A 12,564-nucleotide genomic window follows, 5' to 3' on the forward strand; every position below is an offset into this window, starting at 1 on the left:
TGCCGAGGTTTCCTCAGTGGGAATGATCTCTACGAAGCCACGACGGACCGGGCAGGCCGTCGTCCATGCCCTTCAGGGAAGTCTTGCCGTCAGCGGTGCTCTGGCCCCCAGCGGCCTATGATCGTACGGCGGTGAGGCGCAGGGGGAGGGGAAGGGCGAACGTGAGTTCATCCAAGAGCTCTTTCGACGTGGAGGGGAGCTGGTCGAGATGGTGGTGGATCCCGCTCACGCCCGTCGTCATGCTGGCCGTGAGTTGGGGTCTTGGCGGGCTGATCGAAGGTGGCTGCAGACGCGGACCTCGGGGCGGCTGTGTTGCCGCGGACGGCTATGAGTGGCACGGCTGGGTGCTCTTTCTCATGGCGATGCCGTCCTTCGTCGTGGTGATCATGGGATTGGTCGCTGACCGCTGGCCGCCCGCGCTGGGCCTCGTTGTCGGCGGCTCGGCGAGCGGGTTGTACATGCTCGCTCACGGGCGGACGGAACCGTACGTGATCGCCGCGGGTGTCTTCTTCATCCTTGCCGCCGTGGCACCCGCTCTGTCCTGGCATCGGCAACGAGGAAATCCGCTCTCCGGGGCCGTCCGGCGCCTGATGAGTCCGGCGACTCGGCGAGGCAGGAGCAGCCGGGCGGGGTCGGGGAAGACAGGGCTGGGCAAGGGGTGTGAGTGACGGGGTCGGCCTGCGTTCGCACCGGTGCGACAGCCGACGTCGTGGTGCAGGTCCGGTAGCGGCCGGTCGACAGGGTCGTGGGCCCTGGGCGAGGACAGGCGCGAAGCCGTTGGTGGGGCAGGTCCGCCAAGGTCATGCCCGGGGCAACCAAAGGCTTCGCCTGTTGTCACGCTCGACGGCCCGCGCCACGTCGTCGCGTTCCTCGCCCGTCTGCTGGTGGCCCACCAGCGCCGGATCCGCAGTCCGAAGGGCTCGCGGGCGCTCGGCCCGTTTCGGCAGGCGGTGATGGTCCGGCGATGGTTTCGCAAGCGCGGCTGTGTGCACTGCCTGGCGCGTGACGCCGGCGTCTCCCGGCCACCGGTTACCGGTGCCTGCACGAGGGCACCGGCGTCCTCGCGGCCCGGGCCCCGACCGTGGATGATCTGGTGCCCCGATTGGAGGGGTTGCTGTTTCCGTCGGTCGCGGGCGTCAGGGTGCTGTCGGTCGACGTGGACGTCGAGTCGGTGAACGTGCAGGTCGAGTGCTCGGCGGTGGGGCACAGCTGCTCGGGGTGCGGGGACTGGTCGACCCGGGTGCACAGCTCCTACCTGCGGTTTCCTGTCGACGGTCCGGTCGGGGGCAGACGGGTCCGGTGAGCTTGCGGGTGAGGCACTTCGTATGCGGCAACCCGTCGTTCGGGCGGCGGAGTTCGCCGAGCAGATCGAAGGGCTGACACGACGCCACAGCCGGTGGACCGAGCAGTTGCGGGCCACACTCGCCTCGGTCGGCCCGGCGGCTTGCCGGGCGGGCCGGTGCCCGGCCGGCCGCCGTGTTCGGGGTGTCGGTGAGCCGGAGCATGGTGCTGCGTCTGGTCGAGGAGCTTCCCGACCCGGTGCCGCCGGCCCCTCGGGTGGTGGGCGTCGACGAGTACGCGACGCGCAAGGGCCGCGCCTACGGGACGGTGCTGGCCGACGCCGAGACCCGCCGGCCGGTGGACCTGCTGCCCGACCGGGAGACGTCGAGCCTGGCGGCCTGGCCGACGGCGGAGGCCGCGAGTCGGACGGCGGGGAGGTGGTTCACCCGGCGTTCGGCGCGGGTTCGCCCGAGGTGGTAGCCGCATTGGCCCAGCCGGGCGGATTTACGTCACCCAGGATGCACTTTCAGACTGGCTGGCACTTCGAAGGCAAAAGCGGGCCGGAGCCTTGGAATCGCATGGCAAAATTGGGTCATGGCACACGTGAAATGTCACATGGCTGACAGTGCCTGTCTCCGAACGGTTTCTCACATCGTCTGAAGGAGAAGACCATGAACCGCATCACCCGCATCGCGGTGGGCGCCGCCGGTGCCGCCGCCCTGCTCACGGCGCCCGTGCCGGCCTTCGCCGCCGCGACCGGCGCTGACACCGCCACCGCCACGGTCACGACTTGCAAGTCCAGCCTCCAGGCCGGGTTGGCGACCTCCGTCTGCGCGGACGTCACCGGCAACAGCATCGTGATCTACGGGAAGATCGGCCTTGCCGGCCCGCCCGACGGGCCGGTGTCGTGGCAGACCCTGTACACCAATCTGTCGGCCGAGGTGGTCGGCGGCAACTCGCTCGGCTCCGTGAACGGGACCACGGCGTTCCACTCCACCACGGTGCAGGTGAACGGCTTCACCGCCACCGCCCCGTGCGGTTCGACAGTGCGTGCGACCTTCTCGGTGGAGGGAAGCGGCCCATGGGGCACTCGGCCGGTGGTGGAAGTTCCGGTGACTTGCTGACGTTTCATCAATGTGAACGCCGAGCCCGGGAGTTGTCAGCATCCTGGGCTCGGCCGCCGCAGCGGCCCGCATGGACCTCGTCCGCCGCAGAGGCCCACATGGATGCCCTGGCTCACGCGTCCCCGGGATGCGTGAGCCAGGGCATCCGGGCTCACGCGCCGGTCAGTACTGGGTGGTGACGGTTTCGCCGCTGAAGGCGGTCTTGCCGTAGAAAGTGATGTAGCAGTAGCCAGCCGTGGTGTTGGTGACGGTCCGGGTCGTGGTGGCCGTCTTGCCCTTGCTGTCGGTGAGGGTGACGGTGTAGGTAGTGGCAGCGCGGTAGGACTTCGACGGGGAGGCCGCGGAACCGGTGGTGCCGTCGCCGAAGCTCCAGGCCCAGCCGGTGATGCTGCCCTTGCCGGCCGTCTCGGTGGAGCGGTCGGCCAGCTGGACGTTCAGGTCCCGCACCGTGGCGTCGAAGGCCGCCTTCGGGGTGCCCGCGGTGAGGCAGGTGTCGGTGGCGCAGGTGTCGACCCACCTGGTGAAGTCGGCGTCGTAGGCGGTGCCGATGCCGTTGTAGTACGCGTAGGCGCGGGCGTAGTCGCCGGTGCGGAAGTAGCCGAGCTTGGTCTGGACGACGCCCGGGAAGCGCTCCGCCACCGCCCAGGATCCGTCAACAAGAACTGCTGGCAGCTCGCGGAGCACGCAGGCCACGCCCGTCCCCGACCGATGCAGCGGCTGCTGCGGACTGCCCGCTGGGATGTGGCCGAGGTGCGCGCCGAGGTCCGCCGCTACGTCCTGGACCACCTCGGTACCGGTGACGGGGTCCTGGTCGTGGACGAGACCGGCTTCCTGAAGAAGGGCCTCGGTTCGGCGGGCGTCCAGCGGCAGTACACCGGAACCGCCGGACACATCGAGAACAGCCAGGTCGACGTCTTCCTCGCCTACGCCTCCGGCAGGGGACGAGCGTTGATCGACCGTCGGCTCTACCTGCCCGAGCACACCTGGTGCCAGGACGCCGAACGACGCCGCAAGGCCGGAGTGCCCGACGATATCGTCTTCGCGACCAAGCCCCGGCTCGCCCTGCAGATGATCGCGGCGGCGCTGGATGCCGGAGTGAGCACGTCGCGGGTAACCGGCGACGAGGCCTACGGCCAGGACCCCGGCCTGCGGGCCGGACTGGAGGCCCGCGAAGTCTTACGTGCTGGCGGTCTCCTGCGCGACCAAGGTGCGGATCAACCAGGGCCGCAGCGCGATCCGCGCGGACGAGGCCGCTGATCGCCTGCCCGCCTCAGCCTGGCACCGGCAAAGCGCCGGTCCCGGGGCCAAGGGTCCCTGCTACTACGACTGGGCCTGGGCGCACATCGGTACCGGCGACCACCGTCACCTGCTGATCCGCCGCAACCCCACCACCGGCGAACCCGCCTTCTACCTGTGCTGGTCACCCCGGATCGTCCCGAACCCGCCTTCTACCTGTGCTGGTCACCCCGGATCGTCCCGCTGTCCGAACTCGTGCGAGTCGCCGCCACCCGCTGGTGCATCGAAGAATGCTTCCAGGCGGCCAAGGGCCAGGAAGCCACCAAGCTTCGGCACGTCGCAGCCCCTACCGGCGGCGACTCTCCGTCCCCGCAGGCACGTAGATCGCGAAGTCGCAGTGGAGTACGAGAACGCGGGGCTGTCGGCCGTCCGCTACCTGACGCGCGAACTGGAGCTCCTGAGTGGGCACTTCTCCCCCACGGGGTGGAGCTGCTGGCCGACCTGTTCCGCCAGACCGACCAGTTGTCGTGCGACGCTGAGCGCACTCGAACGAGGGAAGGCCCAGTGCTCCAGCACCTCATCACCCAGGACGACCATCTGCGGATGGTCCCCATCGACCGGGGCGAGTTGATCACCGTCGTCAGCCGGTTCCGCCAGGAGGTGGACGTCACCACCGATCCTTCCCGGACTCGGCTCCTGACCAGGGAGATCGGCATCGCCCAGATGACCCTGGGCAACCATGACGAGGCCCGAACGCTCCTGCGAAAGTCGCTCGACATGGCCGCCGCCGACGGCAACACCCGGTCCGTCGTCGCGTCCGGGATCAACCTCGGCGACGCGCACCGCTACGCCGGCGACGTGCGGGCCGCGGACGCGCTCTATCGCAGCGCGCTGGCCACCGCACGAAGCCGGCACCCGGAGCTCCTCGACTTCGCGCTCCAGCACTTCGGCAAGCACCTCATGGAGCTCGGCGACCTCACGAAGGCCCAAACCTGCTTGCAGGAGGCGCTGCGGCTGCGGATCGCCAAGGGCAACCCGGAACTGGTCGAGTCCACGCAGGCCGCACTCGACCGGGTCGCGCTGCTGCTCGGCCGGGCCAACCCCAACTCCTCGGCGCCGCACGGGTGAAGCACCGGGTGGACCACCTGATTCCAGTCCCGCACCACCCCCCCCGGAGGCCGGCCCGATGGGCGGAGGACCTCCCTGGCCTCGGGGACGCTGTGCGAGGACTCACCGCACCCCAGCGCGTGCACCCGCGACTCCTCCGCCACCTGCGCGGCCAGTCGTTCACCGCCGAGTCGATTGCCGCGATGACGCAGGAGGCCAAGAACGCCCTTGCCGCCGACGGGTATCTTTGCGCACGCCCTGACCCTCCACTCGCTGACCGGCTTCCGGGACCACTGGCGTCCCACGGCGAGAAGGCACCCGGAAAGCGCATGCACGCGCGGGTCAACGGTCGGAGAACCGTGGAGATCTGGCGGACGGGCCGGACCGTGCTGAACTTCGCCACAGTGGTGGACCCTGAACGAGAACCCGGGCAGCAGCACCCAGCGGGCGTATGGGCCGGCGAGGCCCATACGGCTGAGCCCCGGCTTCCGCGCAACGCCGAACGGGCCGTCCGTTCCCGGGAACTCCCGGGAGCGGACGGCCCGTTCGCGTCTGGCGACTGCCGGTGCGGCGGTACGTCAGACGGTGGCGCGGTTGCGGTACTCCTCCGCGATGGCGCGGGTCGAGGGCAGGTCGGCGAGCGGTTCGCCGACCACTCGGGAGGCCAGCTCGGTCGCCACCTTGATGACGTCCTCGCGCAGTTCGGCCTCGGCCAGCACCTTGTCGGCAGCCAGCTGCACGTGCGCCTCGGCCACCAGCTGCTCGCGCTGCTGGAGACCCTCGGCGCGCAGGGCGGCGATCAGGGCCGCGCCCTCCTCGGCGGCGGTCTGCCGGATCGCGGCGGCCTCGTGCCGGGCGGCGGACAGCTCCGCCTGGAACTCGTCACGTATGCGTTCGGCCTCGTCCCGGGCGGCCTCGGCGCGGGCCAGGCCACCGTCGGTCTTGTCGTGGCGTTCGGCGAGAGTCCGTTCGATGCGCGGCAGCAGTACCTTGCCGAGCACCGCGAACAGCAGGAAGAAGACAATCAGGCCGAGGATCAGCTCGGGCACATTCGGTTCGAGAGGTCCCATACTCAGTATGTTATCCGGTCACCTGACGGGCCGTTCGATCAGGGTCACTCCATCCCCCTTGCCCCGCACGGCACTTCGGCACCTCTCAGGCGCCGGTGACCCCGTCGATGTGCTCACGCAGCAGGTCCGCGTGGCCGTTGTGACGGGCGTACTCGGTCGTGACGTGCAGGAACGTCATCCGCAGCGACTGCTGCTCGCCGTACGCGGCCAGGGTGGCGTCCAGCGGGGCGCCGGCCACCGCGAGGTCGGCGAGGCGCTGTTCCTCCAGCAGCTGCCGGTACTCCTGCTCGGCGCGGGCCGGGTCCAGCAGGTCGAAGTCGGCGTCCTTGTGGCCCTCGACGGCGTGCAGCGGCGGGACGTCCTCACCGGCGAACCGGATCCGGAACCACGTCCGTTCGACCTTGGCCAGGTGCCGCATCAGGCCGAGCAGCGAGAGCGAGGACGCGGGAAGCGGGCGCAGCGCGAGCTGTTCGCCGGTCAGGCCCTGGCACTTGTACAGGAAGGTGGCGCGGTGCCAGGCCAGGTAGTCCGGGAGCAGCTCGGTCTCGGGCGCGGTGAGCGAGCCGCCGGTGCGGGTGAGGGCGGGGACGGTCCAGGTCATGTGCACGATCATGCCGAACGTTCGGGCGGGCGTACCAGGGAGTTTTCCGCCGCCGGGGCAGGAGTGCGCGTCCGGACGGGGCGCGGGTGGTTGGTAGCATCGCGGTGAGCCGTGACTGGCGCGCTGGGATGGACTTCACCATCGGGGAGCGGCTCCGCACGGAACCCGCGGGTTCCGACGTGCTGTAGCCGAGCGCCTGGGCCGTCCGAATCGTCGCCGTTCCGAACGAGGAGACCGCCTTGGCCGAGTCCCTGACCCCGCACACCTTCGGCAGCCCCGCCGCCGACACCGCCTTCCGCAGCGCACTGGATGTGGTGCGCGCCGTCGAACCGCGGATCGCGGGGGCGATCGGCGCGGAGATCGAGGACCAGCGCGCCTCACTGAAGCTGATCGCCAGCGAGAACTACGCCTCGCCCGCCGTGCTGCTGGCGATGGGCAACTGGCTGAGCGACAAATACGCGGAGGGCACCCCGGGCCGCCGTTTCTACGCGGGCTGCCGAAACGTCGACACGGTGGAGTTGCTGGCCGCCGAGCACGCCCGGGAACTGTTCGGCGCGGAGCACGCGTACGTTCAGCCGCACTCCGGGATCGACGCCAACCTGGTGGCGTTCTGGGCGGTGCTCTCGCAGCGGGTGGAGAGCCCGGCGCTCCGGCGGTCCGGGGTGCGCAACGTCAACGACCTCAGCGAGCAGGACTGGGCGGAGCTCCGCCGTGAGCTGGGCAACCAGCGGATGCTCGGCATGTCGCTGGACGCGGGCGGGCACCTGACGCACGGCTTCCGGCCGAACATCTCCGGCAAGATGTTCGACCAGCGCAGCTACGGAACGGACCCGGCGACCGGGCTGGTCGACTACGACGAAGTCCGGCGGATCGCCCTCGAGTTCAAGCCGCTGATCCTGGTCGCCGGGTACTCGGCCTACCCGCGACTGGTGAACTTCCGGAAGATGCGGGAGATCGCGGACGAGGTCGGCGCGACCCTGATGGTCGACATGGCGCACTTCGCGGGTCTGGTCGCGGGCAAGGTGCTGACCGGCGACTTCGACCCGGTCGCGCACGCGCAGATCGTCACCACCACCACGCACAAGTCGTTGCGCGGCCCGCGCGGTGGCATGGTGCTGTGCACCTCCGAGCTGGCCGAGCACGTCGACCGGGGCTGCCCGTTGGTGCTCGGCGGCCCGCTGTCGCACGTGATGGCCGCGAAGGCCGTGGCGTTCGCGGAGGCCCGGCGTCCCGAGTTCCAGGTGTACGCCCGGCAGGTGGTGGACAACGCGAACGCACTGGCCGAGGGCCTGCTGAAGCGCGGTGCCCGACTGGTGACCGGCGGCACCGACAACCACCTGGTGCTGGCGGACGTCTCCTCCTACGGTCTGACCGGCCGCCAGGCCGAGGCGGCGCTGCTGGACTCGGGCATCGTCACCAACCGCAACTCCGTCCCTCAGGACCCGAACGGCGCCTGGTACACCTCCGGCATCCGGCTCGGCACCCCCGCCCTCACCACCCGCGGCCTCGGCACCGCGGAGCTGGACGAGGTGGCGGACCTGATCCACACCGTCCTGTCCGCGACCTCCGCCGCCGGCTCCTCCAAGGCCCAGTACGTCCTCGACCCCGCCGTCCGCGACGCGGTCGCCAAGCGCGCCGCCGACCTGCTGGCCGGACACCCTCTCTACCCCGGCGTCACCCTCTCCTGACCACCTCCCCCTGCGCCCCCTTCGGACGCTCCCCGCCCGGGCCTGCTGCCTTCTCTGCTGCCATCTCCTGCCGCGGCCCGGGCTCGCGGGCTTCTTGGCCAAGTCCCCTGCCCGTCAAGGCCAACGGTGACGCGGGCGATTCTGCTGACGTCCCGCGCACCGCGCGTGTGCACCGCAGGGGGCCAGCAGTGCGATGGACGATCGGCCTTGCCCTGCTGGCCGCCCTGGCCCTGACGGGTCGGTGGGTGGCGCACTTGGTCACCGACGGCGGGCCGCCGGTCGGCGACCGGTGGGCCCGCAGGGGCGCCGGGCTGCCGTTGGACCAGGCGACGGCCTCCTACGGACTCGACCTGCCGAGCGAGGCCATGGACCTCCGCCACCTCGCCCGTCTCGACCCGGAGAATGGCCGGCTGCACCTTGCGGTGGCGCTGCGCAGTACCCGCGCCGCTATGACCGACTACTTGGAGCGAAACGGCACGGCCTGACGGCCGTCCAGGTGGCCCACCTGGACGGCGGCGCTCACGAGCACGGCAATGTGGTGGACCACCCGGCCTGGGCGGCAGCACCGCAAAGCTTCCTGTGGTCGCGGTCCGCTGAAACCCGCCACCGGCACCGAATCGACCCGGGCGGCGGTCGAGGTAGACGACCAAACCATCCGCGAGCACACCGCGGTGGTCCTGACCGTCGGCCCCACCCGAACCCCCGATCCCCGCAGCAGACCGTACGCCAGTGCCGCCTAGGATGGCCGCCATGATCGCGGACGAACCGACAGCACCGGAAGTGGACGTATCCGCCGTTCCCGGGGTGCGCAACTTCCGGGACGCTGGCGGGATCGGGGCGCTGCCCCGTGGGGTGCTGTACCGCTCCGGTGCGCTGGACCGCTTGACGCCCGAGGGTACCCGGACGCTGCTTGGCCTCGGTGTGCGCACCGTCCTCGACCTGCGCAGCACGCCGGAGGTCACCGCCCGTCCGGACGCGCTCGGCGACAGCGGCATCCGATACCTGCACGTCCCGGTCTTCGCCGAGCAGCACTGGCCGGACGAGCAGGCCGAGTTGTACCCGTTGATGGCCGAACTCGCCGGGCGCCCAGCCGTCGCGGCAGTCCGGACCTTGCTGGCCGCCGAGCGCCGGGCCGTCCTGGTGCACTGCGCGTCCGGCAAGGACCGTACCGGAGTGGTGGTCGCGCTGGTGCAGTCGCTGCTGGGCGCCGGGGAACCGGAGATCCTCGCCGACTTCCTGCACTCCAACACGGCGCTGGGACTCACCGACCCCGACCCCGACGTCCCCGGCCACGCCACCCGCCCGGTCGCGGCCGTCCACCTGCGACGCGCCATACTCTCCCTCCGCTCCCACCACGGCACCCTGGACGAGCACCTCCGCGCCCACGGCGCCCGGACGCCCGAACTCGCCGCCCTGCGTGCCGAGTTCCCCTGAGCCCGACCCCGGGGTCTGACCCCGAGGGCGACCCCGAGGCCGCTGCCCCTCGCCACCGGCGGCAACACCCGCCGCTGGCGGCTGGTCAGCGGCGCGGGTGGGTCTCGTACATCCGCACCGCCACGGTGACACCGGCCGCTGCGGTCAGCGCGGCAACCGCCCAGATCGCGGTGGTCACGCCGTACGCGTCGGCGAGGATGCCCGCCACCAGCGCTCCGACCGCGAAGCCTCCGTCACGCCACAGCCGGTAGACGCCGACGGCACGCGCCCGCCAGGCGGGGTGGGCGACGTCACCGATGACGGCCAGCAGGGTCGGGTAGACCAAGGCGGTGCCCGCACCCAGCAGGGCCTGGGCGGCGGCCCACACCGGGAAGGTCGTCCCGACCGCGACCAGGCCGAGGGCGACGGCCTGCAGCAGCATGCCCGCCGTGATCAGGTGCTTGCGACCGATCCGGTCGGACCACCAGCCGGTGAGCATCTGCCCCGCGCCCCAGACCGCCGGGTAGAGCGCGGCGAGGATGCCGATCCGACCGATCTCCAGCCCGTGCGCGGCGTACAGCAACGGGAAGATGCCCCAGGCGAGAGCGTCGTTGAGGTTGTTGACCATGCCGGCCCAGCTCGCACTGGACAGCGCCCGGTCGCCGAGACTGGTGGTGCGGGCTATTCGGGCAGTGCTGAGCCCCGCCTGGCCGTCGCCCTCGCCCCCGGCATTCGCACGGACGGTGGCCGCGCCCTCCGAGGCGGCGCCGACGGCCACTCCCTCCGACGCGGTACCGGTAGCCGCGCCCTCCGACGTGGCGGTGACGACCACGCCCTCCGACGCGGCGCCGACGGCCACTCCCTCCAATGACGCGTCTGCCGTGGCCCGGTGGGCGGCGGCCTCCGCCCGGGCGTGCTCGCGCGTTTCCCGGACGGCGGCGACCGTCAGGCCGAGGCCGAGCGCGACGTAGGCCGCGCCGAGCAGGAACGGCTGCGGGCGCAGGCCCCAGTGGGCGGCGATGGCGCCGGTGGCGGTCGCGGTGACGGCCACCGCGAGGTAGCCCGCCGCTTCGTTCAGGCCCATCGCAAGGCCGCGCCGGGCCGGGCCGACCAGATCGATCTTCATGATCACGGTGGTGGACCAGGTGAGGCCCTGGTTGACGCCCAGCAGCACGTTCGCCGCGACGATCCAGCCCCAGGTCGGGCCCCAGGCCAGCATCGCCGGTATCGGCAGGGCCACCAGCCAGCCCGCGATCAGCACCGGCCTGCGCCCGTACCGGTCGGAGAGGGTGCCGGCGAAGAAGTTGGTGATCGCCTTGGTCGCGCCGAACGCCAGGATGTACGTCAGCGCACCTGTGTAGGCGGACAGGTGGAAGACCTTGTCGGCAAGCAGCGGCAGGACCGTCCGCTCCTGACCGAGCATGCCGCCGACCAGGGCGTTGACCGCCACCAGCAGGCCGAACTGCGCGAGGTTGGCGCGCAGCCCGAGCCGGATCGGCCGGCCACCGGGCCCGCCGGGCGGGGTGGTGCGCGCAGCGGCGGTCGGCGCGGCTGCCGGGGGTGGCAGTGGGCGCTGGGCCTCGACGGACATGGATGGCTCCCGGGTGGTGCGTGGGACGTCGTGGTGCGTGGGACGTGGTGGTGCGTGGTGCGATGCTCCGCGGGCGTTGACCGGGCGAGGCGTACCATCCCAAGCCTATTCCAATCTTTCATGGATTAGCGGATAGTGCATCGACCGGTGGTCGCGCAGGCAGCTTCCGGACGGCCGGCAGAGCAAGGAGAACAAGGGCGGCAGGCACTGCGAGTGCGGTCATGCCGAACAGCGTCCGGTGCACGCCGATCCCGTCCGAGAGCGGTCCTGCGAGCACCAGGCCGAGCGGCATCAGCGCCACTGCGATCAGGTGGTCGTAGGAGCTGACCCGGGACAGCACCTGCTCGGGTATGTGCACCTGGAGTGAGGTCTCCCACAGCACGAAGAACAGCGAGACGCCGACTCCCGTACAGGCCTCCAGCAGGGCGATCACCGCGACCGGAGCGCCGGATCCGATGATCAGCGCCTGGCAGGAGGCAACCGCCATCGCGACGGCCGCCACCGCCATTGGTCGGGCCGGTTTCAGGCGGTAGGCGCAGACGTCACCAACGATCGAGCCGAGGCCGAAGGCGGTGACCACCACGGCCCAGGCGCCGGCCCCGCCCCACTCGTGATCCGCCAGGACCGGGCCGAGCACGAACACGGAGGGCAGCACCACCACGTGGTAGATCGCAATCGCGAGCATGCCCGACCACACCCAGGTCCGTTCGCACACCTGCCGCCAGCCGACCCGGAGTTCGGCCAGGAATCCGAGCCGCTCGGCGCGCTCCGCGACGGCTTGCCCGCCCACTGCGCCGAGTCTCGCCAGCACGGCGGCGCTGGCCGCGAAGCTCACGGCGTCCATCAGCAGGGCACCGCCAGGCCCGGCGACGGCGACCAACGCGCCGGCCAGCACCGGCCCGATCACCAACCCCACGGAGTGGACGAGCCCGCGCAAGGCATTGGCCTCGCCAAGCCGTTCACCGGACACCAGCAGCGGGATCAGCCCCGTGGAGGCGGGCAGGAAGAATGCGTCCGCCACCCCGAACACCACCATCAGCAGCGCCAGCACCCCGACCCGGGCCGTCCCGGTGAGCAGCAGCACCGCGACGGCCGCCTGGACCGCGCACCGCACCAGATCGGAGGCCAGCATGATCCGCTGTCTTGGCATCCGGTCCGCCCACACGCCGCCGACCAGCACGAACACCAGCATCGGCAGCAGGCCGGCCGCAGCCACCAGGCCGACATCGGCGGCCGACCCGCCGATCGACAGCACGGCGAACGGCAGCGCCACGAACGACACCCTGTCGCCCAGGACGGACAACGACTGACCGACGAACAGACGGGCGAACTGACGCTCCACCCGGAGCACTTCAGGAATCAGCACAGCCATGGGCACCTCCACAGCGGGTCGGGGAACAGCGATCACCGCGATGGTAGGAAGCCGCCGAAGTGGCTGTCGCGCGATTTATCC

The 12,564-nt window shown here is 71.1% G+C and carries 12 protein-coding genes and 1 riboswitch; of the genes, 7 read left to right on the forward strand and 5 right to left on the reverse strand.

The annotated features are described in order from the left end of the window. Positions 1-1,503 precede the first annotated feature (1,503 nt). Both ACZ6R9_RS18400 and ACZ6R9_RS18405 read left to right on the forward strand, forming a co-directional pair. Positions 1,504-1,761, forward strand: a complete 258-nt coding sequence (locus ACZ6R9_RS18400; protein WP_465538898.1) for a transposase — start codon at positions 1,504-1,506, stop codon at positions 1,759-1,761. Positions 1,762-1,952: 191 nt separating this feature from the next. Continuing rightward, positions 1,953-2,405: a hypothetical protein gene (locus tag ACZ6R9_RS18405; RefSeq protein ID WP_465538899.1), complete on the forward strand. Its 453-nt coding sequence runs from the start codon at positions 1,953-1,955 to the stop codon at positions 2,403-2,405. Positions 2,406-2,567: 162 nt separating this feature from the next. Here the strand turns inward: ACZ6R9_RS18405 and ACZ6R9_RS18410 are convergent, their stop codons facing one another. Continuing rightward, a complete protein-coding gene (locus ACZ6R9_RS18410; protein ID WP_465538900.1) occupies positions 2,568-3,044 on the reverse strand; it encodes a PKD domain-containing protein in 477 nt (158 codons plus the stop codon). Between ACZ6R9_RS18410 and ACZ6R9_RS18415 the strand changes: the two genes are divergently transcribed. Beyond that, a complete protein-coding gene (locus tag ACZ6R9_RS18415; protein ID WP_465539373.1) occupies positions 3,015-3,662 on the forward strand; it encodes an IS701 family transposase in 648 nt (215 codons plus the stop codon). The genes ACZ6R9_RS18410 and ACZ6R9_RS18415 overlap by 30 nt on opposite strands. A 543-nt stretch (positions 3,663-4,205) precedes the next feature. Then, positions 4,206-4,769 (forward strand): tetratricopeptide repeat protein, encoded by a 564-nt coding sequence (locus ACZ6R9_RS18420; RefSeq protein ID WP_465538901.1) that lies wholly within the window; start codon positions 4,206-4,208, stop codon positions 4,767-4,769. Between the two features lie 557 nt (positions 4,770-5,326). Here the strand turns inward: ACZ6R9_RS18420 and ACZ6R9_RS18425 are convergent. Both ACZ6R9_RS18425 and ACZ6R9_RS18430 read right to left on the reverse strand, forming a co-directional pair. Next, positions 5,327-5,818: a F0F1 ATP synthase subunit B family protein gene (locus ACZ6R9_RS18425; protein WP_380483025.1), complete on the reverse strand. Its 492-nt coding sequence runs from the start codon at positions 5,816-5,818 to the stop codon at positions 5,327-5,329. An 85-nt stretch (positions 5,819-5,903) separates the two neighbouring features. Next, positions 5,904-6,419, reverse strand: a complete 516-nt coding sequence (locus ACZ6R9_RS18430) for a DinB family protein (RefSeq protein ID WP_380483023.1) — start codon at positions 6,417-6,419, stop codon at positions 5,904-5,906. A 101-nt stretch (positions 6,420-6,520) separates the two neighbouring features. Continuing rightward, positions 6,521-6,628, forward strand: a riboswitch (ZMP/ZTP riboswitch). A gap of 30 nt (positions 6,629-6,658) precedes the next feature. On the opposite strand from ACZ6R9_RS18430, the gene ACZ6R9_RS18435 reads away from it, so the two are divergent. The 3 genes from ACZ6R9_RS18435 (at position 6,659) to ACZ6R9_RS18445 (ending at position 9,541) form a co-directional block, all read left to right on the forward strand. After that, positions 6,659-8,107 carry a glycine hydroxymethyltransferase gene (locus ACZ6R9_RS18435; protein WP_465538902.1) on the forward strand — a complete coding sequence of 483 codons (1,449 nt, stop codon included), beginning with the start codon at positions 6,659-6,661 and terminating at the stop codon, positions 8,105-8,107. Between the two features lie 188 nt (positions 8,108-8,295). Continuing rightward, positions 8,296-8,592, forward strand: a complete 297-nt coding sequence (locus tag ACZ6R9_RS18440; RefSeq protein WP_380483019.1) for a hypothetical protein — start codon at positions 8,296-8,298, stop codon at positions 8,590-8,592. A 265-nt stretch (positions 8,593-8,857) separates the two neighbouring features. Then, positions 8,858-9,541: a tyrosine-protein phosphatase gene (locus tag ACZ6R9_RS18445; protein ID WP_465538903.1), complete on the forward strand. Its 684-nt coding sequence runs from the start codon at positions 8,858-8,860 to the stop codon at positions 9,539-9,541. An 85-nt stretch (positions 9,542-9,626) separates the two neighbouring features. Here ACZ6R9_RS18445 and ACZ6R9_RS18450 read toward each other — a convergent pair whose 3' ends face one another. Both ACZ6R9_RS18450 and ACZ6R9_RS18455 read right to left on the reverse strand, forming a co-directional pair. Beyond that, positions 9,627-11,111, reverse strand: a complete 1,485-nt coding sequence (locus ACZ6R9_RS18450; RefSeq protein ID WP_465538904.1) for an MFS transporter — start codon at positions 11,109-11,111, stop codon at positions 9,627-9,629. A 118-nt stretch (positions 11,112-11,229) separates the two neighbouring features. Further along, the gene (locus ACZ6R9_RS18455; RefSeq protein WP_465538905.1) at positions 11,230-12,483 is read right to left on the reverse strand and encodes an MFS transporter; all 1,254 of its coding nucleotides are present in this window, start codon (positions 12,481-12,483) and stop codon (positions 11,230-11,232) included. Between the last annotated feature and the right edge of the window lie 81 nt (positions 12,484-12,564).

This window comes from Kitasatospora sp. NPDC048662 (assembly GCF_055587065.1).

Excerpts from the sequence above, each read along its gene's own strand:
- ACZ6R9_RS18400 (WP_465538898.1), top strand. The coding sequence starts at position 1,504 with ATGGTGCTGCGTCTGGTCGAGGAGCTTCCCGACCCGGTGCCGCCGGCC.
- ACZ6R9_RS18405 (WP_465538899.1), top strand. The coding sequence starts at position 1,953 with ATGAACCGCATCACCCGCATCGCGGTGGGCGCCGCCGGTGCCGCCGCC.
- ACZ6R9_RS18425 (WP_380483025.1), bottom strand. The coding sequence starts at position 5,818 with ATGGGACCTCTCGAACCGAATGTGCCCGAGCTGATCCTCGGCCTGATT.
- ACZ6R9_RS18430 (WP_380483023.1), bottom strand. The coding sequence starts at position 6,419 with ATGACCTGGACCGTCCCCGCCCTCACCCGCACCGGCGGCTCGCTCACC.
- ACZ6R9_RS18445 (WP_465538903.1), top strand. The coding sequence starts at position 8,858 with ATGATCGCGGACGAACCGACAGCACCGGAAGTGGACGTATCCGCCGTT.
- ACZ6R9_RS18450 (WP_465538904.1), bottom strand. The coding sequence starts at position 11,111 with ATGTCCGTCGAGGCCCAGCGCCCACTGCCACCCCCGGCAGCCGCGCCG.
- ACZ6R9_RS18455 (WP_465538905.1), bottom strand. The coding sequence starts at position 12,483 with ATGGCTGTGCTGATTCCTGAAGTGCTCCGGGTGGAGCGTCAGTTCGCC.